Origin of the sequence: Flavobacterium sp. 120, from assembly GCF_003633605.1 — a bacterium.
Taxonomy (GTDB): domain Bacteria; phylum Bacteroidota; class Bacteroidia; order Flavobacteriales; family Flavobacteriaceae; genus Flavobacterium; species Flavobacterium algoritolerans.
Genome location: NZ_RBKZ01000001.1, coordinates 2,485,574 through 2,508,130 on the forward strand (window position 1 = coordinate 2,485,574; position 22,557 = coordinate 2,508,130).

Sequence of the window (22,557 nt, forward strand, 5' to 3'; positions counted from 1 at the left end):
AATGAATTTAGAAAACACTAAAAAAGTAATGCTTGTCACACTCAAATGGATTCTCATTTGTGTATTGACAGGCATTTTTTCTGGATCGGCATCTGCCTTTTTTTTAGTGGCATTGGATTGGGTTACACAATATAGGGAACACAACAACTGGATAATTTGGCTTTTGCCAATAGGCGGACTCATAATTGGATTGCTCTATTATTATTGGGGTAAATCTATAGTTAAAGGCAATAATTTATTGCTGGAAGAATACGAGAATCCTCAAAAAATAATTCCTTTAAAAATGGCTCCATTAGTACTTTTTGGCACCTTAATCACGCATCTTTTTGGAGGTTCAGCGGGTCGTGAAGGAACCGCAGTACAAATGGGTGGCGCCATCGCCGATCAATTTACAAGCATCTTCAAACTTGATACTGCAGACAGAAAGACATTAATCATTCTGGGAATAAGTGCAGGTTTTGCTTCCGTTTTTGGAACACCTTTGGCTGGAGCCTTGTTTGCTTTGGAGGTTCTTTATTTTAGCAAAATCAGTTACAAAAGCATTCCATCGTCCTTTTTGACAGCATACATCGCTTATTTCACTGTTGAGTTTTGGCACATAAAACATACCCATTATAGTATTCCAATTATCCCCGAAATGAGTTTTACCACCTTATTTTGGATAATTCCAGTCAGTATTCTTTTTGGTTTAGCAGCTATGTTATTTTCTCGAAGCACCCATTTTTGGGGTCATTTATTTTCAAAAACCATATCCTTTCCTCCGCTTCGACCTTTCATTGGAGGAATAATTCTTGCGGTTACCATTTACTGCATTGGAACTACAAAATACATCGGCTTAGGAATTCCGGAGATTGTTGATTCCTTTTCTAATCCAAATGCTTCGTATGATTTTATTTTAAAAATACTATTCACAGGATTCACACTCGGCGCAGGATTCAAAGGTGGCGAAGTGACTCCGCTATTTTTCGTTGGTGCCACATTGGGGAGCGCTTTATCGGTTGTAGTTCCTTTACCTATAGCACTTTTAGCAGGAATGGGATTTGTAGCCGTTTTTTCGGGAGCAACCCACACTCCTATTGCTTGTACGGTTATGGGAATGGAACTTTTCGGGATAGAAAGTGGTGTTTTTATTGGGATTGCTTGTATTATCGCATATTTTTCTTCGGGGTCAGTGGGGATTTATAATGCTCAAATAGTAAAAGGAGCAAAATACCATCTGTATCAAAAAGTAAGAAGAAAAAATATAGAACTTTTGTGACATTGTAAAAGTTTGTTAATTACACAAATGATTTCAACATTACATTAAAAAAATGTAATTTCGCAATCTATGAAAATACAAGACATTCAAGCGATACAGTTGTTATTATCAACTCCAAAAAAAATTGCAATAATCCCACACCGAGGTCCTGATGGAGATGCTATGGGCTCTACCTTAGGATTATATCATTTTTTATTAAAAAACAATCACCATCCTGTAGTGGTTTCTCCCAATGAATTTCCTGATTTTCTGGCGTGGATGCCCGGCTCAGAAACCGTAAAAATATACGAAAAAGACAAAGAAAACTGTACTAAAATACTGGAAGAAGCGGAACTTATTTTCACTTTAGATTTTAATGCTTTGCACCGAACCGGTGAAATGGAGCATGTTTTAGCCAAGCTAAAAGCGCCATTTATCATGATTGATCATCATCAAAAACCAGATGATTATGCCACATTTACCTATTCTGACACCTCGTTTGGATCTACTTGTGAAATGATTTACAACTTCATTTTATTTCTTGGAAGAAAAGAGGATATCGATAAAACTATAGGAACTTGTATTTATACCGGAATTCTTACTGATTCAGGTTCTTTTCGTTTTCCAAAAACAACTGGAACAACCCATCGAATTATTGCTGAATTAATTGATTTAGGTGTTGAAAATACGGAGATTCCAACCTTATTATTTGACAACAGCTCTTTTGGAAGATTACAGTTATTGGGAAGAGCGCTTCAAAACATGAAAGTCTTAACAGAACATCAAACCGCATACACTACACTTACTCAAGACGAGTTAAATGCCTTTGATTATGTAAAAGGCGATACAGAAGGAATTGTAAACTACGGATTAAGTATAAAAGGAATCGTTTTTACTGCTATATTTATCGAAAATAAAGAAGAAAAAATCATCAAGATTTCATTCCGCTCGCAAGGCGATTTTGATGTCAATCAATTTGCCAGAGATCACTTCAATGGTGGCGGACATCGTAATGCTGCCGGTGGAAAATCAGAAGTATCGATGGAAGAAACGATTCGAAAATTTGAAGATTTAGTAACAAAGCTAAAAATATAATAGATGTCAAAATTTAGTACGTTAATCGTATTTGGATTCTTTTTATCCATAATTGCTTCAAGCTGTAAGCAGCATCAGGATGCTAGAAAGCCTATTTCACAGACTTCGGGAAGCTTTATGAAGAAATCAATCGCGCGCAATAAAAAACTGGTTGCCAGTGAAGAAACCGAGATTGAGGCTTTAATCAAAAGCAATCCCAATGTAAAATATATCGCTTCCAAAAAAGGATATTGGTATACTTATCAGACGAAAAATGAGATTGATTCCCTTACTCCAAAAAAAGGTGATGTCGCTTTTTTTGACTACGAAATAAAAGATTTAAAAGGTGCCGTTATCTATTCTGAATTAGAATTAAGACCTCAAATCTATTATGTAGACAAACAAAACATCATGATGGGATTGCGTGACGGTATCAAATTAATGCGCAAAAACGAAAAAGTGAGTTTTCTTTTCCCATCAAATATGGGATATGGCTATCATGGTGACGACAAAAAAATTGGCACCAATCAACCTTTGATTTGCACGGTAACTTTACGTGATTTCAAGTCGGAAGCAGTGTATAAGAAAGAAAGTGAAGCCCAACTAAAAGCAATCCCTGCTCCTGCCAAGCAGGAAACCAAACCCGTAATAAAACCCAAAGACACTATAACCCAATAAAAATTAAATTTAGAAATGAAAAAAAAGATCCTATTCGCATTCCTAGTTATTGCTTCATTTTACTCTTGTAAAGAAGAGCACAACAATCTTCCTGATGGTTTATATGCAAAAATAGAAACCAATAAAGGGGAAATAATTGTACAATTAGATTTCGAAAAAGCACCTATAACCGTTGCCAACTATGTGGCTTTAGCCGAAGGAAAAAATGAATTTGTCACCAATGAAAAACTTAAAGGCAAACCATTTTTTGACGGATTAAAATTTCACCGAGTAATTCCGGAATTCATGATTCAAACGGGAGATCCTTTAGGAACAGGATCAGGAGATACCGGTTATAAATTTAAAGACGAGTTTTCAGATTTAAGATTTGACAAAGGCGGTGTTTTGGCTATGGCCAATAACGGACCTACAACTAATAGCAGTCAGTTTTTCATCACGCATCTTGCAACACCTTGGTTAGACGGAAAGCATACTATTTTTGGTCATGTGGTAGACAAAGGAATGGATGTTGTGAACAAGATTGTACAAAATGATTACATTACTAAAGTAACCATCATCAGAAACGGTGAAGCGGCCAAAAAGTTTAATGCCGTAAAAACATTCAATGATTATTTTTCAGTAGAATCTGAAAATCAAAAGAAAAAAGCAGCGATTGATGCTGAAAACAAAAAAATATACGACGCTAAATACAAAGAAGTTCGTGAGCAAAAAATTGCTTATTTTGCTACTTTAAAAGCAAAAGCAACAAAAACACCTACAGGATTGCAATACGTAATCACTAAGAAAGGCGGCGGCAAAAAACCTGCTAATGGAGCCAATGTTTTCATACACTATGCTGGTTTTCTGGAAGACGGAGAATTATTTGATGCCAGTGTAGAAAGTGTTTCTAAAACTTTTGGTAAATACGACGAAAACAGAGCGGCTCAAAATGGGTACCAACCCATCCCTTTTCAATTCGGAAGAAAAGATGGCATGATTCCTGGTTTCATTGAAGGATTGGAGCAATTATCTTTTGGAGATAAAGCGATACTTTTTATCCCATCTCGATTAGGATATGGTGAAGCGGGAGCTGGTGGAGTAATTCCTCCGGGTGCCAATATCATTTTCGAAATTGAATTATTGGAAACAATGCCACAACAATAACCGATTAAAAAAGTTAGACCTTAAAATACTTAAAAAATGAAATTTAAAATTCTGTTTTTATTATTTGTGGGAATGTTAAACCTGCATTCTCAAACTACAAAGAAAACTGTTCCGGTAAAAAAACCTGTGACAACAGTAAAAGCTGCTGTAAAACCAGCAGTAAAACCAGTAGTAAAAGCACCAGCAGTAATCGAAGGAATTTTTGCAACAATTTCCACTAACAAAGGAGATATTGTGCTTGAATTAGAATACAAAAAAACTCCGGTTACCGTAGCTAACTTTATTGCGCTTGCTGAAGGTAAAAATACTTTTGTAACCAATGAAAAACTAAAAGGAAAACCTTTCTTTGATGGTTTAAAATTTCACCGTGTGATTAAAGACTTCATGATTCAAGGAGGAGACCCTTCTGGAAACGGGTCTGGTGGACCGGGTTACGCGTTCAAGGATGAAATTACCGACTTAAAACACAACAAACCAGGTATACTTTCTATGGCTAATTCTGGACCAACTACCAATGGAAGCCAGTTTTTCATTACCCATAAAGAAACGCCTTGGTTAGACGGCAAACATACTGTTTTTGGTCATGTTACTGAGGGAATGAATGTAGTGAACTCCATTGCTGCAAATGATGTAATTACTAAAGTTACTATCGTTAAAAAAGGAGTTTTAGCCAAAAAATTTGATGCCCCAAAAGTGTTCTCGGATTATTTCAACAATAAATCTGAAGATCAAAAGAAAGTGGCTTCGGTTATTACTGCTAAAAAAGCATATTTAGCCACTACAAAAGCAACAGCAACCACTACTCCATCAGGATTAGCATACAAAATAACACAAAAAGGAACAGGTGTAAAACCTGCCAACGGAACTACATTTTATTTTCATTATGCCGGTTATTTTGAGGATGGAACCCTTTTTGACAGCAGTTATGAAGACGTTTGTAAAAGCTACGGAAAATATGATGCAAACCGTGCCGCACAAAACGGATACCAAGCATTCCCTTTTGAAGCCGGAAAAAAAGACGGTATGATTCCGGGATTTATTGAAGGTCTAGAGAACATGTCCTTTGGAGACAAAGCAGTCGTTTTCATCCCGTCAAATCTGGCGTATGGAGAAAGAGGCGCCGGCAGCGTTATTCCGCCTAATACAACACTTGTTTTTGAATTGGAAATGTTGGAAAAACAAGTAACTCCAAAACAATAAATTTCAAAAACACAAATAAAAAACCCGACAGACTTCAAAATCTATCGGGTTTCTTTTTATAATTTATTTGCTAAAAAGTACAGATTAGACCAATGGGAATCGGTGATTAACCTCATCATCAGCATTCCATTTTTCTGTTATTTTTTTCCAAATTTCCAATCAAATTCATCTTTTTGATTGATAATTGCACCAATCTCAAATTTTACTACCTCATCAAATTCCGTTTGAAAAATAATCCAGTTTTCCTCATTGAAATAGTTTTCAAACGTATCAAATTCTTCCTGAGTGAATTTAGTGATTCCTTTGGCAGCCAAATCTTTTTTGACTTCGCTAATTTTTCTATTGATAATTTTATTCCCAAACAAATCCAGTTCCGGGCTAGATGCCACGATATAACCCAATTTGAATTCTTCCTCGACATAGAAAGTCAAACGCATTTTTAGTTTGTTGTAAGCAAAAATCACATTATCATCCTCGTCCTTGTAATTCCTGTCTGGTTTCCCGTAAATAGCGGTAACATCATTTTGTTTCATTCCGAAAATGAGCTTATCAATTCCGTTTTTTGGATTTATTTTCATACGTAGTTTATATTTATTTTTTAAAGCAATATGCAATTCGGACAACGCTTTCGGTGTTTATTTCGAGTTTGCGTTATGCTCCTTTCATATCGTATTATTTGACCGCAAAGTTCGCAAAGTTTTTCGCAAAGTCCACTACCTTTTTTATTTAAAATTAGTGACAAACAAATACTGCTATTGATTCTGAAATTCACAATTTGGGCGTGACCCGCTAAAAAATCGGGTCGGGCTATCCGCTGCAATCTCCCGAAGAAAAATCGGGAGGATTTCCACTTTTATCCCTCACGCAAATAAGTGACAACAACAACTAAATTAGTCTCATTTAAATTCAAAAAGCACCCCGCTAATGAAAAGCCCATTTGATGATTTGTAAGAAAATTTTAATATATTTGATAAAAAATAATGTATTATGTTCGTCAGACCTATCTCTCTAAATTTGGGGTGATAGATCTGATAAAATCAGACCTATATATTTGTTAGCCGTCATTGTACCTCAGAATCGGAATCTATGGCAATTTTATAACTAAAAAAACAAAACTCTTTAACAAAAGAAAAACAATTATGAAAAACACAATTTTAATTTTATTTCTATTTTTAACCTTAACTTCTTATTCGAAACAGAACAAAAAGGAATCTGCTAATGAACAAATTAAAAGTACCGTAAATAATCTTGACATGAGAAATAATGAAATTACAATTAAATATTCAAACCCAATTAAGGGATATAATGTAAGTGCAAAATGGCTAATTAGAGGAAAAATTGAAGCACAATTTTCAAATAACTTTAAAGGTCCAGCAATTCTAACTTTTGAAAATATTAAAACTAAAGAAATATTCTGGGTTTTACACCCAGAATTTACAATAGATATTGACCAAGAAAATCTAAAATATATAACTGTTGTTGATGATGAGTTTGTAAAAAATGAAAGTTTTACACAAGTTTGTACATATATAAAACCAAAATTTGAGAAAGTAGGAACTTCTAAAGAAGAAGAGGGTTTCGGATATACATATATTCCATTCTTTTTTCAAGATGTAGATTTTGACGATGTAGATGAACTTATCCTAACATATGCAACTACTTATGAAAAGGGAGGTTCTAAAAATAAAATATTCAAAAAAGACGACTATGAAGATTTAGAATTTAGTGAAATGACTAATGAACCTTTTACAAATTTTTCAGGATTCTATTATGGTAACCCAAGTGCTGACGCATATAATTATACATCAATAGATTATAAAAATAAAACGATAACGCACCATGAATTGTCAGGAGCTGGAGTTTCAGGAGAAATAATTTATAAGTTTAAAAAATCAGATAATAATTCAAATTATATATTATTCAGAAAGACTGATGAAAATAATTCCGAAAATAGCGAAATACAAAAAAGGACTGTATTTAAATACAATGATTATGGTGAAATAATAAGTATTGATAAATAAAACAACGAACGGCCAACACACGCTACAAGCAATTTGGGGATTTGGCTTAATTTAAAGTTGGTCTTGTATCAGATAAATTTGTGTTTATCCGAAGATTGGGCTTATTTGATCCCAAACCGCTTGTAGCGCGAGAACGTTGTGTGATAATTTATCCAAAACTACAGAAAAAAAACAATAGTAATTGAATATGAAAAACATTTTAGCTCTAACAATTGCGTTAATCATAGTGTTGATAAATGGAATTATTGGTCATTTTTTCCCACCTAATGGAATTGATTTTACTCTAATATTAATTCCAACATTTACAGCAATTGTTTGTTTTGCTTCAGAAAATCTGAGCTCTATACTTAAAAGCTTATCTGTATCTTTTTTAGTAATCACAAATGACATTTTAATAAAGCTATATTCGGGTGGAACTCACGATTTGGAAGGATTAGAATGGATCCACTTTTTTATGTATAGTGGAATATTAATCGGTCTAATAATATTGTCGATAAACGTTATGAAAAATAAAAAAGAAAATCTCTTTATAAAAATTTTATCGATAATTACATTTCCCTTTTTAATTTATATTTACTTACAATTTTTCTATCAATTAGGATTAGTAAGAAAATATCCGACTTAATCTGAAAATGATGAGAAAAACCATCTCACAACAGCTACTACAACGCTAGGCATCATTACATCGTAACACCCTAGCCTTAGAGATTTTGAGTAAAAGATTTTAGATAAGAGAACCAATTAAAAAATAAAAATTATGGCACTTATTAATCCTTATGTAAACTACAATGGCAATGCCGAGGAAGCATTCCTTTTTTACAAATCAGTATTTGGTGGAGAATTCGCCAAAATTATTCGTTTAAAAGACATATCGAGTCCTGAATATCCTGTAGCAGAAAATGATGCGAATAAAATCATGCTCATTGCCTTGCCCATTGGCAAAAACATTTTAATGGCCAATGACGTTCCAGAAAGCATGGGTCGAGTAAATGAAAATGAAAATAGGTCAAAAATATCTATAAGTGCAGAAAGTCGTGAAGAAGCTGATAAATTATTTAACGGACTTTCAGTAGGTGGAAATATTGAAGTGCCAATTAGTGACAGTCCTTGGGGCTCTTATTTTGGGATGTTTAGAGATAAATTCGGTATTGAATGGATGGTGGATTTTGATCCAAAATTTAACGGGAAAGTATAAGCAAAAAACCCTTAGCGGTGGTTCATACTTGGCACGCAACATTTTTTTGTGAGAACTGCATTTGATATTAAAAATGTCATTATTTTTTTTTAATTTTATACAGATGTATAATTTAAACCAATATATCGTAGATACTCCCAGCCGTTGCCACAGACTCAGTTGTGGTGATTCTCTTTTTACGGTTTATAACTGTAGGCTTGATGATAAATTTGCGGACCTGTGGAGTCATAATAATTACATTGTATATGTTGCAGAGGGAAAAAAGATTTGGCACACTCCTCATGGCTCCTATGATTTGCAAGCCGGAAGTTGTGTATTCATAAGACGCGGAGCCGCAATTGTAGAACAGTTTCTGGATACAGAGTTTTGCTTTTATCTTTTTTTCGTTTCCGATACATTCATTTGTGACGTATTGAAAACAAAATCAACAGCACTTCATCAATCTGACAAAAAATATGATCCCATCATACCCATAGAAAGCTCAGAAGCAGTGCATTCTTTTTTTAAATCGATGCTTCCTTATTTCAATGCAGTTGTTCCTCCAGACCAGTCGCTATTGCAGCTTAAATTCAAAGAACTAATTCTTACACTGGCAGACAACAAAACAAACGAAGCTTTATTATGTTATTTCTGCTCCTTACTCCATGCACCACAAACTGTAGCATTACAATCGGTTATGGAAGATAATTTTTGCTTTAATTTAAAAATGGAGGATTTTGCAAAATTAAGTTATCGCAGTTTATCTGCTTTTAAAAGAGATTTTGTAAAGGTTTATAATACTTCTCCCGGCAAATGGTTAATGGAGAAAAGATTGCAACATGCCAAACACCTGCTTACCAGCGGAGTCCAATCAGTCAGTGATGCGGCTTTTGAAAGTGGCTTTGAAAGTATCTCCCATTTTAGCAGGGTTTTTAGCAAAAAGTTCGGAACATCTCCCTCAACTATAAAGAGAGCTATAAATATTTTGAGCTGAACAGTCAAGTAAATGAACTTTGCAGTAAAGCAGTTTATCGAAAGGTTTTTTAGTTTTGATTAACTAAAAATTAAAAGCCATGAATGCAAACAAATTACTTTGGGAAAAAGGCGATTTCACGCGAATAGCAGAAAGTATGCGTGAAAGCGGAGCAACTTTGGTTGCCAAACTGGATATTACTAAAAATCTTAACGTTCTTGATTTAGGTTGTGGTGATGGTACTACAGCAATACCTGAAGCAAAACTAGGCGCCAATGTTTTAGGTGTTGATATTGCGAGTAATCTTGTTGCAGCAGGAAACATCAGGGCAAATGCGGAAGGACTTACCAATTGTACTTTTCAGGAAGGCGATGCAACGGATTTGAATGGACAAAAAGACGAGAGTTTTGATCTTGTGGTGAGCATCTTTGGAGCTATGTTCGCACCAAAACCTTTTGATGTGGCTAAGGAAATGGTTCGTGTTACCAAACCTGGAGGAAGAATCGTAATGGGTAACTGGATACCAGGAGACCCAACATTAGTGGCACAAATATTAAAAATCAGTTCTTCCTATACACCGCCACCGCCAGAAGGTTTTATCAGTCCAATGCTTTGGGGTATTGAAGAAAACGTTACACAGCGTTTTGTAGATGCAGGAGTACCAAAAGAAAATATAGCATTTGCCAGAGATACTTTTACATTTAAGGCTCCATATTCTCCAACCGAATTCTTGAACAATTTCAAGAACTATTATGGACCAACTATGAATGCTTTTGAAGCGGCTGAAAAGAATGGTAAAGCTTTAGATCTTCAGAATGAACTGGAAACATTGTTTATCAGCCAAAATAAAAGTCTCGATAAAAATACTACTGATATAACTGCAACTTTCCTGCGAGTAGATGTTTCAATATGAAAGCATTAAAAACGTTAACCAGAACGCATTGATATCGCACAATTGTTCGTGTAGTTTGCAAATTGTGTTTATAATAGCGAACCCATAATACAAAAAGCCATGATTAATTCATGGCTTTTGCTGTTTTAAATCCCCCGTTTCATCCAAAAAAAGCGTACCTATTTACTCTTAATCCTAAAATAGATTAGCTCCATACTTGGCAACAAATATGAAAAAACCACTTGTTAATTCAATTTAATTAACTAACTTTCATACACTTATGCTTAAATTATCAATTCTAGATAATGAGCTTACTACTATTTAATTTTTATACCGTACGACTATGAAAATTTCTTTAGAAAAAAAAATAATCATTGGATTCATCCTCAATTTATTCGTTGTTTTTGCTATTGCTTGGATTTTTATTCTAAGGATTGACAAACAAAGAGACCAAACTTTAGACAAGTCTTTGAATTGGATAGAAATTGCATTAATCATTCTTTCTGTTATATTACTGACCGTTGTTTATTTTATCATTCGGTCCCAACTTCGGGCTAAAAACGTTTCCCAAGATTTACTTTTAGAAAACAAACAATTACTACAATCGATTATCGACAATACTTTGAGCCCCATGTTTATAAAAAAAATAAATGGCGAATATCTGTTGATTAATAAACAATTTGAATCTTTATATAAAATCACAAATGAAGACATAATAGGCAAAACAGATCATGATTTTTTACCCGCATCAATAGCTGATGTCTACCGAAACTCCGATTTTGAGGTTGTAAAAGCATTAAAAGAATTAAAAACTGAAGAAACAATTCAACAATCTGACGGAATGCACACGTATATCGCCGTGAAATTTCCAATCTATGACGCCGCAAAAAGGATTTATGCTATTGGTGGCATTTTCACAGATATCTCCGAAAGAAAAAAACTGGAAGAATCTTCCAAAGCCGCCGATACATTCTTCAACATGTCAGTAGATATGATGATTATTTCCTCTATGAATAAATTCGTAAAAGTGAATCCGGCTGTCAGTAAAATTTTAGGATATTCTGAGGAAGAACTACTAAGCAAAAGCTTTTTGGAATTTACTCATCCGGAGGATATTGAAATTACACAAAAAGAAGTTTCTAAACTTCAAACGGGAGCTCCCTCAATAAAATTCGAAAACAGATACATTTGTAAAGACGGTTCAATAAAATGGCTCATTTGGTCTGTATTTCCTGATGTCACAACTGGATTATTGTATGCTGTAGCCAGCGATATTACCGCTCAAAAAGAAATTGAAACCGCATTAAATGTCGCTAATACATTCTTCTACATGTCCTTTGATATGTTTGTTGTCATTAAAAACGAAAAATTTGTAAAAGTAAATCCTGCTTTCACAAGAATACTTGGATACGATCAAAGAGAAATAATCAACAAGCCATTTTTAGATTTTATTCATCCTGAAGATGCTAAAGTCTTTATGGATGGAATTAAAAAACTACAAATCAGCGACTCCGTTATCAGTCACAGAGTTCGAGAAAGACTAAAAGACGGCTCCTATAAATGGTTTGACTGGACAAGCACAATTGACATTCAAACAGGAATAATTTATGCCGTGGCAAGAGATGTTTCTGAATTGATTAAAAATGAAGAATCCTTGAAGATAGCAAATATGTTTTTTGACATGGCATTTGATATTTTAACAGTAGCCAAAGACAATCATTTTATCAAAATTAATCATGCGTTCACAAAAACTCTCGGTTATAATCAGGAAGACATGGATCGAATTAAATTCATGGATTTAATACACCCTGACGACAAGGAAACTGCTGCAGAAGTATTGGAAAAACATCTAAAAGGAGAATCTGTTGTTAATTTTAGAACACGGTTTTTGTGCAAAGACGGCTCTTATAAATGGCTGGATTGGAATAGCAATATGGATCTTCAGAACGGCATTTTTTATTCTGTTGGACGAAACGTAACAGAACTTGTAGAACTCGAAAATGAGCAGCAACAAGCCATAGACAATCTCTATGAAAATGAAGAAAAATTACGATTAATAGTCGAAAATATCAGTGAAGGGATTATTGTGGCAAACGCCGATAAAAAAATAATTATGGCTAATAATATGGCCAATGAGATTTTTGGAATCGAAGAAGACGATAAAATTTCCACTAATTTAAGCAATCATTTCGAACTCTATTTCCCTGATGAAAAAACCATTTTTCCTTCGCAAAACTTACCTATGGAACGCGCGTTGAGTGGCGAAGTGACTACTGATGTTGAAATAATTCTTTGGAATCCAATGGCACAGGAAAAGAAAAGAGTGCTGATTAGCGGCAGACCATTAGTCGATCAAAACAACAATGTGGTTGCAGCTGTTGTAACGATAAAAGACATCAGCAAATACAAACAAATGGAGGAAGATTTGAAAGAATCAGAATCTAAATACAGACAATTAATCGGATTCCGAAAAGGTAATACTGATACGCTGATATAAGCCTGAAACTATGCGCTATAATTTCCTTTTTAGATTCTCTTTAACGTCATCGAACCATTCATTTCTTAAAATACTTAATATAATACTGTCACGTCGAACATCACTCCCCAGAGTTGGCATGTGATTGCGCAACACTCCTTCAACTTTACAACCGATGCTTTTCATCGCTGCAATGCTTCGTTCGTTATTATTATCAGCGCGAAACTCAACGCGTTCAACTCCTAATGTTTCGAATGCGAATTGCAGCAGTAAAAATTTACAATGCTTGTTTAGCCCAGTTCCACGAAACGCTCCTCCGTACCAAGTATAACCCAGTTGAAGTGTTTTGAATTCTAAATTGATATCGTAAAAACGAGTACTTCCAGCATATTTTCCTGATTTTTTATCGAAAACTATAAAGGGAAATTCTACTCCGTTTTCTTTGGCTTTTAGAGCAATTTGAATGTATTTTTCTAAATTTTCCTTCCCATTTGCCTGAACAAGGGAATACTTCCAAGTTTCAGGTTCATTAATAGAAATTTCCATTAGATTCTCAACATCCGACTCCAATAATGGGCGCAATAAAACAGTTTCGTCTTCTAGGATAGTATTTTGGAATAAAACTAAGCTCATATTTATATTCAGTTATGGGTATAAAAAACAATCTATTTTAATCACTTAATTCAAGTATTAAAATTGAATTTTATGAAGATGGACTACATTAAATCAAGTCGTAAATTTAATATAAAAATTGAAATTTAACTTCTTACGATTTAGAGATTTATTATTTTTATTTTCTTAATTTCGTTATCGGTAGCAAAAAATTAGTTTCACTAAATAAATAACTACGAAATCCAATTTTAAAAATTAATCCATGAAATCAATCCAGTTTTTAATCCTTCCTTTCGTTTTTTTTACTGCATTCAGTTCTTATTCCCAAAATCAAAGTAAAACGGATAAATCAAAAGAATTTAAAGTAGCATTCGAACAGTTCACACTAGAAAACGGGCTGCATGTAATCCTGCATATTGATCGATCTGACCCAGTAGTCGCTGTTGCTTTGACAAGCCACGTGGGATCTGCTAGAGAAAAAGCAGGTCGTACCGGATTTGCGCATTTATTTGAACATTTACTTTTCTTGGAATCTGAAAACTTGGGTAAAGGAGGTCTTGATAAAATGAGTGCCCGTATTGGTGGGGCTGGTGCCAATGGTTCTACCAGCAGAGATCGTACTAATTATTTTCAGACTGTTCCTAAAGACGCATTAGAAAAAATGATTTGGGCCGAAGCCGATAAATTAGGTTATTTCATCAATACTGTAACAGAACCCGTTTTAGCCAAAGAAAAACAGGTCGTTAAAAATGAAAAAAGACAGAGTTATGACAACAGACCTTATGGACACAATTTTTCGGTAATATCTAAAAGTTTATACCCTGCAACACATCCGTACAGCTGGGATGTGATTGGTTCCTTGGAAGATTTACAAAATGCCACACTGGAAGATGTAAAAAGTTTCTACAACCGCTGGTATGTACCTAATAATGTCACCCTGACTATTGCCGGAGATTTCGATGTCAAACAAACCAAAGCTTGGGTCGAAAAATACTTTGGAGAAATAAAACGTGGGGAAGCAATTCCTAAAATGGAAAAACAATCTATAACATTGGCAGCAACAAAAAAACTGTATTATGAGGATAATTTTGCCAAATTACCGCAACTCACACTGACTTGGCCTTCGGTTTACGAATACCATCCTGACAGTTATGCCTTGGAAGTTTTAGCCAGTTATCTGTCAAAAGGTAAAAAGGCACCTTTGTACAAAACCCTTGTTGAAGACAAAAAATTAACCGATGCCACTGACGTTTTCCAATACAATTCAGAAATAGCGGGTCAGTATATGTTGAGTGTTACTGCTTTTGAAAAAACAAATTTGAATGAAGTAATGAATGGCGTAAACGAAGCTTTTAAAAACTTTGAAGCTGAAGGAATTTCTCAACAGGATTTAAATCGGATTAAAGCCGGACAAGAAACCGCTTTTTACACAAATCTATCCAGCGTATTAGGAAAAGGATTTCAACTGGCGCAATATGAAATTTTTGCAGGTACTCCAGATTATATTAATCAAGATGTGAAAAATATTCTAGCCGTAACTACCGAAGATGTGATGCGTGTGTATCAAAAATACATCAAAGGAAAACATTTTGTGGCCACAAGTTTTGTTCCAAAAGGTGAAACCAATTTAATCTTGCACGGTTCAGAATTAGCAGCCGTAGTTGAAGAAAAAATCATCGAAGGAAAAGAAGATTCATTTGATGCCAGCATTGCTGCAACGTATGAAAAAACGCCTTCTAAATTTGACCGAAGCGTAGAGCCAGCGTATGGAGAAAGCCCTGATGTAAAATTACCATCGGTGTGGAAAAGCAAATTGTCATCCGGTTTAAACGTTTTAGGTATTGAAAACCACGAAGTGCCTCTTGTTCAATTTCAGTTGCAGATTAAAGGCGGAATGTTACTTGAAAATACCGATAAAATAGGTGTTTCAACCATGCTGGCGGAACTGATGACAAAAGGCACAAAAAACAAAACTCCGGAACAATTGGAAAATGCTATTGAAAGTCTGGGAGCAACTATTAGAGCATACGCAACTGACGAATCTATTTTTATCTCAGGAAATACCTTAGCAAAGAATTACAATGAAACTATGACGTTAGTTCAAGAAATAATCCTGCAACCTCGCTGGGACGCCAAAGAATTTGATTTGATTAAACAAAGTACTTTAAGCCAAATTCTACAACAAAAAGCGGATCCAAATAGTATTGCAAGAAATGAATTTAAGAAGTTAATTTATGGAACAGAATCTATTTTATCCAACAACCGCATCGGTAACGAAAATTCTGTAAACAGCATTACGATTGATGATTTGAAAAATTATTACGCTAAAAACATGGCTCCATCTGTTGCTGATTTTCAAATTGTGGGTTCCATTTCAAAAACGGATGTGACTAATTCATTAGCGACTTTAAATAAAAACTGGGAAGCTAAAAAAGTTACTGTTCCTAAAATAACAACTACGAATACCGTTGCATCATCCAAAATTTATTTTTACGATGTTCCCGGTGCAAAACAATCGGTTATCCGAATAGGATATCCTGCTCTTGCCGCTACGGATGCAGATTTTTATCCCGTACAAATCATGAATTACCGTTTGGGTGGTGGTGGCTTTGCCTCCCAATTAACGCAAGAATTACGCGAAGGAAAAGGATATACGTATGGTATCAATTCTTCCTTTAATGGTTCTGTTAATAAAGGTCCGTTTACTATTTCCAGTGGCGTTCGCTCTAATGTGACATTTGAATCCGTTAGTTTAATCAAAGAAATTGTAGCGCAATATGGAAAAAATTTCAACGAGAATGATCTTGAGGTTACAAAAGGATATTTAATAAAAAGTAATGCCAGAGCATTTGAAACACTGTCATCTAAACTGGAAATGCTTTACGACATCAGCAACTACAAATACTCTGATGACTATGCAAAACAACAGGAAAACATTGTAAAAAAGATTACTATTGGAGAACTAAAAAAGCTTTCGGATACGTATTTGAATGCTTATAAAATGATTTATTTAGTGGTAGGCGATGCTGAAACGCAATTGAAAAAGCTGGAGCAAATTGGTTTTGGAGCGCCAATTCTTTTAAATAAAACGGCGATAAAATAACTGATTGTATTAGTCCGGATTGAAGTAAAAATCCCGAACTGCAAAAAATAATTTTTCTTGTCCTGAAAGAGCGACCAACGGAAGCTCCTTTCAGGATTTAGAAAAATATTTTTTTTTTAAGGGAGTCCCGAAATATCGGGATGTAACGAAGTGCTGTCCCGATTCTTAGGGATAGCTTCTAAAAAAACTACTCGTTCATTTCGTCGTAACGCACCGGAATTTGTGGATCGTACAACGGACATTTGAATTCTTCCATAGTATCTGCTAGAAGGTTCATAGTTTTACCTTCGGTTCCGTAGCAATCAATTTGTATGCTTTGCGGTGTCGTTTTGATGTGAAAAGCGCCTTTTCCAGTCGTGTTTTTCCAACTAAATTCGTCTACTTTTTCCCAGTTTGAAAATACCGAATTGATTCTATTGATGATAACCGTCACAGGCAGTTCTTCTAATCCTTCGACGATTTCTTGCTCAACAAGAGCTTCATACACCAAGTGATGGTTGAGATAAATTCCGTCCTGATATCTCCAAAAAAGTAATTCGTACATTGGAAAAAAGTTTAAAGGTTTAATCGTTTAAAAGTTTAGGCAAAAAACCAAAGTTTAATTGTTTAAATCAATCAACGATTAATCAATTCAACGGTTAAACAATCTTAATATTCAAAAGTACCATACTCGCTGGTAATAGTAAGTTTTTTCGTATCGGCAGCTTCTACTCTACCCACGATTTGAGCATCAACATTGAATGATTTTGAAATCGAGATAATGTCTTGTGCAACAGCTTCCGAAACGTAAATTTCCATACGGTGACCGCAATTGAAAACTTGGTACATTTCTTTCCAATCCGTTTTAGATTGTTCTTGAATTAACTGGAACAATGGCGGAACCGGAAATAAATTGTCTTTTATAATGTGTAGCTTTTCTACGAAATGTAAAATTTTAGTTTGTGCTCCACCACTGCAATGTACCATTCCGTGAATTTCATCAGAAGAATATTTATCTAAAATTTTCTTGATAATTGGCGCATAGGTTCTGGTTGGCGAAAGCACTAACTGTCCAGCGTCGATTGGTGAATTTTCAACTGCATCCGTCAATTTTACTTGTCCGGAATAGATTAATTCTTCTGGAACTGCAGCATCAAAACTCTCTGGGTATTTAGTTGCCAAATATTTCCCGAAAACATCATGACGCGCCGAGGTCAATCCGTTACTTCCCATTCCGCCATTATAGCTTTTCTCGTAAGTAGCCTGACCAAAAGAAGCCAATCCTACAATTACGTCACCCGCTTTAATATTAGCATTGTCAATTACTTTAGAACGTTTCATGCGAGCTGTTACAGTTGAATCTACAATTATAGTTCGAACAATATCGCCTACATCTGCCGTTTCACCGCCTGTTGAATGGATGGTAACGCCAAAAGAATCCAGTTCTTTAATTAACTCCTCAGTTCCATTAATAATTGCTGAAATAACTTCGGCTGGGATTAGGTTTTTGTTTCTTCCAATAGTTGAAGAAAGCAAAATATTATCAGTTGCTCCTACGCATAATAAATCATCAATATTCATGATTAAAGCATCTTGCGAAATGCCTTTCCAAACAGAAATATCTCCTGTTTCTTTCCAATACATGTATGCCAAAGAAGATTTAGTTCCTGCTCCATCAGCATGCATGATAAGACAATAGTCTTCGTCTTGAGTTAAATAATCAGGGACTATTTTACAGAAAGCTTGTGGAAATAATCCTTTATCAATGTTTTTTATGGCATTATGAACATCTTCTTTGGATGCCGAAACACCGCGAAGCGCATATCTTTTTGAAGTATCTGAACTCATGTAGTATAGTTGTGAAGCCTGCATTATGGCAGGTAGTTGTGCGGCAAAGATAATTATTTTTTTGGGTTTTGCCTATGGGGTTTTCAAGTGTTTCGTTAAATCTACATTCCTTCCATAAAGTGTAGTTTTATTTCATTAAATTTGTCATAACATTTTAACTGTTAGATTATTACATTTAAAAATCAATACCAAAATGCCGTTTATATTAATCGCGATTATCCTAAATTAATATTGATTTTAATTGAGTTTATCCAATAAACTACCTTTAAAAGTTCAACAAATTTTAAACACTGAATGAAACTTAGAGAAGTGGAAACCAGCAACCACTATAAAAAACGGGGCCATGCCGAAAAGCCATACGAGTAGGAAATTAAAACAACAATATCATGCCTAAATATGTAATTGAAAGAGAGATTCCTGGTGCCGGTAAATTAAATGCCGATCAACTGAAAGCTATTTCGCAAACATCTTGCGGAGTATTGGGTAAAATGGGACCGCAAATCCAATGGGTTAACAGTCAGGTAACCGCTGACAAAATTTATTGTACTTATATTGCTCCCAACGAAGAAATGATTCGCGAACATGCGAAACAAGGCGGGTTTCCTGCAAATTCCATAAGTCGAATATCTACAACCATTGACCCGACAACCGCAGAAGAAACCGTTTAGCAAGCTGAAATTAAATGCATTAAACTTAAAAATGCCTTTCCGAAACGGAAAGGCATTTTTTATAAAAACACGTTTGTTATTATTTTACAGTATTACACTATTTTTTCACAACCAATATTTCGACTCTCCTATTGGCAATTCGTTCTGCTTCATTTTTCTCCGGCAACGCATATATAGGTCTGCTGCTTCCAAATCCTCTATGCCCTAATCTTGAAGTGGCGATTCCGTTTCTTATTAAATAATCAAATACAAACTTTGATCTTCGATAGGAAAGTTTTACGTCATTTGGATTGTTGTTACAACAAATATGCCCGTAAACATAAATTTTCAATTGAGGATTCATTTTTAAAACCTGAAGAAGATCAGAAAGAATTGGTTCCGATTCTGTAATTATTCTTTCTGAATTAAAATAGAAATTTAGATTTTCGAGTTTTATCAAATCTCCTATTTTAGCGTTATTTACTTTTTCAATCAGAGAAATATTATTTTTTGTTTCATTAACAGGAACTTCTTTGACTTGGTCCTTTTCAAAAACCAAATTCTCATTATCTGTTTTTTTGTTAATGGAAATCTTATCTTGATAATAAACTAAAACTTTTCGGTTATCGCTTTGATTTTTTAATTGCTCAAAGTCTTCTCCTAAACCGTATAATTCAAGTTTTTCGCTCAGGGGAACTTTATTGAATTCTAAAAGTGCGAGTACATTATTAGCTCTTCGAAAAGACAGTTCCTTGTTGTAAGAATTGGAATCTATACTATCACAAAATCCTTGAATTTTTAAAATCTCTTTACCTTTTGAATGTTCTAACCATTTACAAAAATCTTGTTGTGATTTTTCATTAATTATATCTTGGTTGAAATCAAAAAACAATACCAATTTATCTTGTGCAGACAAAGTAATTATATAAAAAAACAAAAACAAAAAAAGTCTTATTTTCATGTAAAACAATTGACTATTATTTTAAAATAACGCATAAATAAAAAAAATAGTATAAAAAAACCCGATAGGTTTTGAAACGTATCGGGTCTACTATTTTAGAGCTTTTAGTTTATTTTGTAAACAACAATTCTCTGTATTTAGTCAATGTCCAAAGTTCATTATCTACCAGTAACTCTAGTTTATCACAGTGGTTTCTGATGATTTCAAAATATGGTTTTACATTATTACAATATGCCTCAGCCATTGCTTGCGCATCAGTCAAATTGTTTGCTTTCTTTCTTTCGTTTGTCATCGCTTCCACTTTAGAATTGATTCCTTCGATATGACTGGAAATTTCTCTGATTAAGATGATTTGTTCTTTAGCAATCGATTCAAATTCAGCTCCAAAAATATCTTTCAATCCTTTTACATTTTCAATTAAAGTATTTTGGTAACGAATAGCAGTAGGAATTACGTGATTTTTAGAAATATCACCTAAAACTCTACCTTCAATTTGAATTTTCTTAGTGTACTCTTCCAATTCAATTTCGTAACGCGCTTCAACCTCGATGTGATTCATGATATTCAACTCAGAAAACAAATCCAAAGCTTGTTTTGAAGCTCTTGCTTTTAATGCTTCAGGAGTTGTTTTGAAGTTGCTTAAACCTCTTTTCGCTGCTTCGATTTCCCAAGCATCGCTGTAACCGTCTCCTTCGAAAAGGATATTTTTAGAAACTTTGATATATTCTCTCAATACATTGAAGATAGCATCATCTTTCTTCATGTCTTTAGATTCAATCAAGCTATCCACTTCTTTTTTGAAATCTTTCAATTGTTTAGCAACAATGGCATTCAAAGTAGTCATTGCATTAGAACAGTTAGCAGTAGAACCTACAGCTCTGAACTCAAATTTATTTCCTGTAAAAGCAAATGGTGAAGTTCTGTTTCTATCCGTATTATCCAAAAGTACATCTGGAATTTTACCTACTACATTTAGTTTTAAATCTGTTTTTTCTTCCGGAGATAATTTCCCTGCAGTTACGCCTTCTAATTCAGCTAAAACTTTAGTTAATTGCTCACCAATAAATACAGAGATGATTGCCGGTGGTGCCTCATTTGCACCTAATCTGTGATCATTACTTGCAGAAGCGATAGCACCTCTTAATAATGCCTCATAATCATTTACCGCTTTGATTGTATTGATAAAGAAAGTCAAGAACTGTAAATTGCTCATAGGCGTTTTACTTGGACTCAACAAGTTTACTCCAGTATCTGTTGCTAATGACCAGTTATTGTGTTTTCCTGAACCATTAACGCCTTTGAATGGTTTTTCATGGAATAATACTTTCAAATCATGACGTTCTGCCACTTTTTGCATTACATCCATTAACAAACAGTTGTGGTCAACCGCTAAGTTTGTCTCTTCAAAAATAGGTGCCAATTCAAATTGATTTGGAGCTACTTCATTGTGACGTGTTTTAACCGGAATTCCTAACAACATACATTCTTGCTCTAAATCTCTCATGTACGTTAAAGCACGAGTTGGAATAGAACCAAAATAATGGTCGTCTAATTGTTGTCCTTTTGCAGAAGTATGTCCTAGCAAAGTTCTTCCAGTCATCACAAGATCCGGACGAGAATCAGCCAATGATTTATCAATTAAGAAATATTCTTGCTCCCATCCTAAGGTTGCAGTAACTTTCTTTACATTTTTATCAAAATATTTACATACTTCAGTTGCAGCGTCATCCATTGCAGATAATGCTCTTAATAAAGGAATTTTATTATCTAAAGCTTCTCCTGTGTACGAAATAAAAACTGTTGGAATACATAATGTAGTTCCAAAAATAAATGCTGGAGAAGTTGGGTCCCAAGCAGTATATCCTCTTGCTTCAAATGTGTTTCTGATTCCACCATTCGGGAAACTGGATGCATCTGGTTCTTGTTGTACTAATTGAGCACCACCAAATTTTTCTACTGGATCGCTTCCATCGTATGAAGTTTCGAAAAAAGCATCATGTTTTTCAGCAGTTGTTCCTGTTAACGGTTGAAACCAGTGTGTGTAATGGGTAACTCCTTTTGACAGAGCCCATTCTTTCATACCCATCGCAATATAATCAGCTAATTTTCTATCTATTTTAGTTCCATGCTGAACAGCACCCTGGACTCCCTTATAAGCATCTGAAGTCAAATACTGCTTCATCGCTTTATCATTAAATACATTCGAACCAAAAATAACTGATTTTCTATCGGATTCTTCAAAATGAACCGGCTTTCTAGTGGAAGCTTCTCTCAAAGCTTGAAAACGTAATGTAGACATGTGAAAAAAATTAAATTATTAATATTTTTATTAGGAAATAGCAAATATAAGGAATAAAACGTAGAAAAAACAGAATCGTAGATTATGAAATTAATTTATATTCCCCTTTTAAATTATCATTTTTAAAATATACCCCACTCAAAATGCAGTTATGGGAAAAATAACAGGCTTACAAATAAAAATACCCCCTTATTTTTATTGGAGTTAAAATTTAATTTAATTTTGCGTTAAATAAAAGTT

At 34.4% G+C, this 22,557-nt stretch carries 19 protein-coding genes; 13 read left to right on the forward strand and 6 right to left on the reverse strand.

Features of this window, described 5'->3' with window-relative positions; all coding sequences use genetic code 11:
- The first annotated feature begins 1 nt into the window (after nucleotide 1).
- The 5 genes from C8C87_RS10600 (at nucleotide 2) to C8C87_RS10620 (ending at nucleotide 5,332) form a co-directional block, all read left to right on the forward strand.
- Nucleotides 2-1,258: a voltage-gated chloride channel family protein gene (locus C8C87_RS10600; RefSeq protein WP_121342584.1), complete on the forward strand. Its 1,257-nt coding sequence runs from the start codon at nucleotides 2-4 to the stop codon at nucleotides 1,256-1,258.
- A gap of 69 nt (nucleotides 1,259-1,327) precedes the next feature.
- Nucleotides 1,328-2,332, forward strand: coding sequence for a bifunctional oligoribonuclease/PAP phosphatase NrnA (locus tag C8C87_RS10605; protein ID WP_121342585.1), 1,005 nt, complete (start codon nucleotides 1,328-1,330; stop codon nucleotides 2,330-2,332).
- Between the two features lie 3 nt (nucleotides 2,333-2,335).
- The gene (gene gldI / locus C8C87_RS10610; protein ID WP_121342586.1) at nucleotides 2,336-2,989 is read left to right on the forward strand and encodes a gliding motility-associated peptidyl-prolyl isomerase GldI; all 654 of its coding nucleotides are present in this window, start codon (nucleotides 2,336-2,338) and stop codon (nucleotides 2,987-2,989) included.
- A gap of 15 nt (nucleotides 2,990-3,004) precedes the next feature.
- Nucleotides 3,005-4,132, forward strand: coding sequence for a peptidylprolyl isomerase (locus C8C87_RS10615; RefSeq protein WP_121342587.1), 1,128 nt, complete (start codon nucleotides 3,005-3,007; stop codon nucleotides 4,130-4,132).
- A 36-nt stretch (nucleotides 4,133-4,168) separates the two neighbouring features.
- Nucleotides 4,169-5,332: a peptidylprolyl isomerase gene (locus tag C8C87_RS10620; RefSeq protein ID WP_121342588.1), complete on the forward strand. Its 1,164-nt coding sequence runs from the start codon at nucleotides 4,169-4,171 to the stop codon at nucleotides 5,330-5,332.
- A gap of 137 nt (nucleotides 5,333-5,469) precedes the next feature.
- Here C8C87_RS10620 and C8C87_RS10625 read toward each other — a convergent pair whose 3' ends face one another.
- The gene (locus tag C8C87_RS10625) at nucleotides 5,470-5,910 is read right to left on the reverse strand and encodes a hypothetical protein (protein ID WP_099714704.1); all 441 of its coding nucleotides are present in this window, start codon (nucleotides 5,908-5,910) and stop codon (nucleotides 5,470-5,472) included.
- 561 nt (nucleotides 5,911-6,471) lie between these two features.
- On the opposite strand from C8C87_RS10625, the gene C8C87_RS10630 reads away from it, so the two are divergent.
- The 6 genes from C8C87_RS10630 (at nucleotide 6,472) to C8C87_RS10655 (ending at nucleotide 12,889) form a co-directional block, all read left to right on the forward strand.
- Nucleotides 6,472-7,353 carry a hypothetical protein gene (locus C8C87_RS10630; protein ID WP_147402369.1) on the forward strand — a complete coding sequence of 294 codons (882 nt, stop codon included), beginning with the start codon at nucleotides 6,472-6,474 and terminating at the stop codon, nucleotides 7,351-7,353.
- A gap of 187 nt (nucleotides 7,354-7,540) precedes the next feature.
- The gene (locus C8C87_RS10635; RefSeq protein WP_121342590.1) at nucleotides 7,541-7,978 is read left to right on the forward strand and encodes a hypothetical protein; all 438 of its coding nucleotides are present in this window, start codon (nucleotides 7,541-7,543) and stop codon (nucleotides 7,976-7,978) included.
- 132 nt (nucleotides 7,979-8,110) lie between these two features.
- Nucleotides 8,111-8,548 carry a VOC family protein gene (locus C8C87_RS10640; RefSeq protein ID WP_121342591.1) on the forward strand — a complete coding sequence of 146 codons (438 nt, stop codon included), beginning with the start codon at nucleotides 8,111-8,113 and terminating at the stop codon, nucleotides 8,546-8,548.
- A gap of 103 nt (nucleotides 8,549-8,651) precedes the next feature.
- Nucleotides 8,652-9,521 carry an AraC family transcriptional regulator gene (locus C8C87_RS10645; protein WP_158234592.1) on the forward strand — a complete coding sequence of 290 codons (870 nt, stop codon included), beginning with the start codon at nucleotides 8,652-8,654 and terminating at the stop codon, nucleotides 9,519-9,521.
- A gap of 79 nt (nucleotides 9,522-9,600) precedes the next feature.
- Entirely contained in the window at nucleotides 9,601-10,413 is an 813-nt protein-coding gene (locus C8C87_RS10650; protein ID WP_121342592.1) for a class I SAM-dependent methyltransferase, read from the forward strand.
- A 322-nt stretch (nucleotides 10,414-10,735) separates the two neighbouring features.
- Nucleotides 10,736-12,889: a PAS domain S-box protein gene (locus tag C8C87_RS10655; RefSeq protein WP_121342593.1), complete on the forward strand. Its 2,154-nt coding sequence runs from the start codon at nucleotides 10,736-10,738 to the stop codon at nucleotides 12,887-12,889.
- Between the two features lie 15 nt (nucleotides 12,890-12,904).
- Here C8C87_RS10655 and C8C87_RS10660 read toward each other — a convergent pair whose 3' ends face one another.
- A complete protein-coding gene (locus C8C87_RS10660; RefSeq protein WP_121342594.1) occupies nucleotides 12,905-13,501 on the reverse strand; it encodes a GNAT family N-acetyltransferase in 597 nt (198 codons plus the stop codon).
- Between the two features lie 241 nt (nucleotides 13,502-13,742).
- Between C8C87_RS10660 and C8C87_RS10665 the strand changes: the two genes are divergently transcribed.
- Nucleotides 13,743-16,583, forward strand: a complete 2,841-nt coding sequence (locus C8C87_RS10665; protein ID WP_121342595.1) for a pitrilysin family protein — start codon at nucleotides 13,743-13,745, stop codon at nucleotides 16,581-16,583.
- Nucleotides 16,584-16,770: 187 nt separating this feature from the next.
- Here C8C87_RS10665 and C8C87_RS10670 read toward each other — a convergent pair whose 3' ends face one another.
- The gene (locus C8C87_RS10670; RefSeq protein WP_121342596.1) at nucleotides 16,771-17,127 is read right to left on the reverse strand and encodes a hypothetical protein; all 357 of its coding nucleotides are present in this window, start codon (nucleotides 17,125-17,127) and stop codon (nucleotides 16,771-16,773) included.
- Between the two features lie 104 nt (nucleotides 17,128-17,231).
- On the reverse strand, nucleotides 17,232-18,410 hold the full coding sequence (locus C8C87_RS10675) for an AIR synthase related protein (RefSeq protein WP_121343348.1): 1,179 nt from the start codon (nucleotides 18,408-18,410) through the stop codon (nucleotides 17,232-17,234).
- Nucleotides 18,411-18,796: 386 nt separating this feature from the next.
- Here C8C87_RS10675 and C8C87_RS10680 point away from each other — a divergent pair, with 386 nt between their 5' ends.
- A complete protein-coding gene (locus C8C87_RS10680) occupies nucleotides 18,797-19,078 on the forward strand; it encodes a DUF4242 domain-containing protein (protein WP_099714691.1) in 282 nt (93 codons plus the stop codon).
- Nucleotides 19,079-19,175: 97 nt separating this feature from the next.
- Here the strand turns inward: C8C87_RS10680 and C8C87_RS10685 are convergent, their stop codons facing one another.
- Nucleotides 19,176-20,018, reverse strand: coding sequence for an OmpA family protein (locus C8C87_RS10685; protein ID WP_121342597.1), 843 nt, complete (start codon nucleotides 20,016-20,018; stop codon nucleotides 19,176-19,178).
- Nucleotides 20,019-20,127: 109 nt separating this feature from the next.
- Nucleotides 20,128-22,317, reverse strand: coding sequence for a glutamine synthetase III (locus C8C87_RS10690; RefSeq protein WP_099714689.1), 2,190 nt, complete (start codon nucleotides 22,315-22,317; stop codon nucleotides 20,128-20,130).
- Nucleotides 22,318-22,557: the final 240 nt, after the last annotated feature.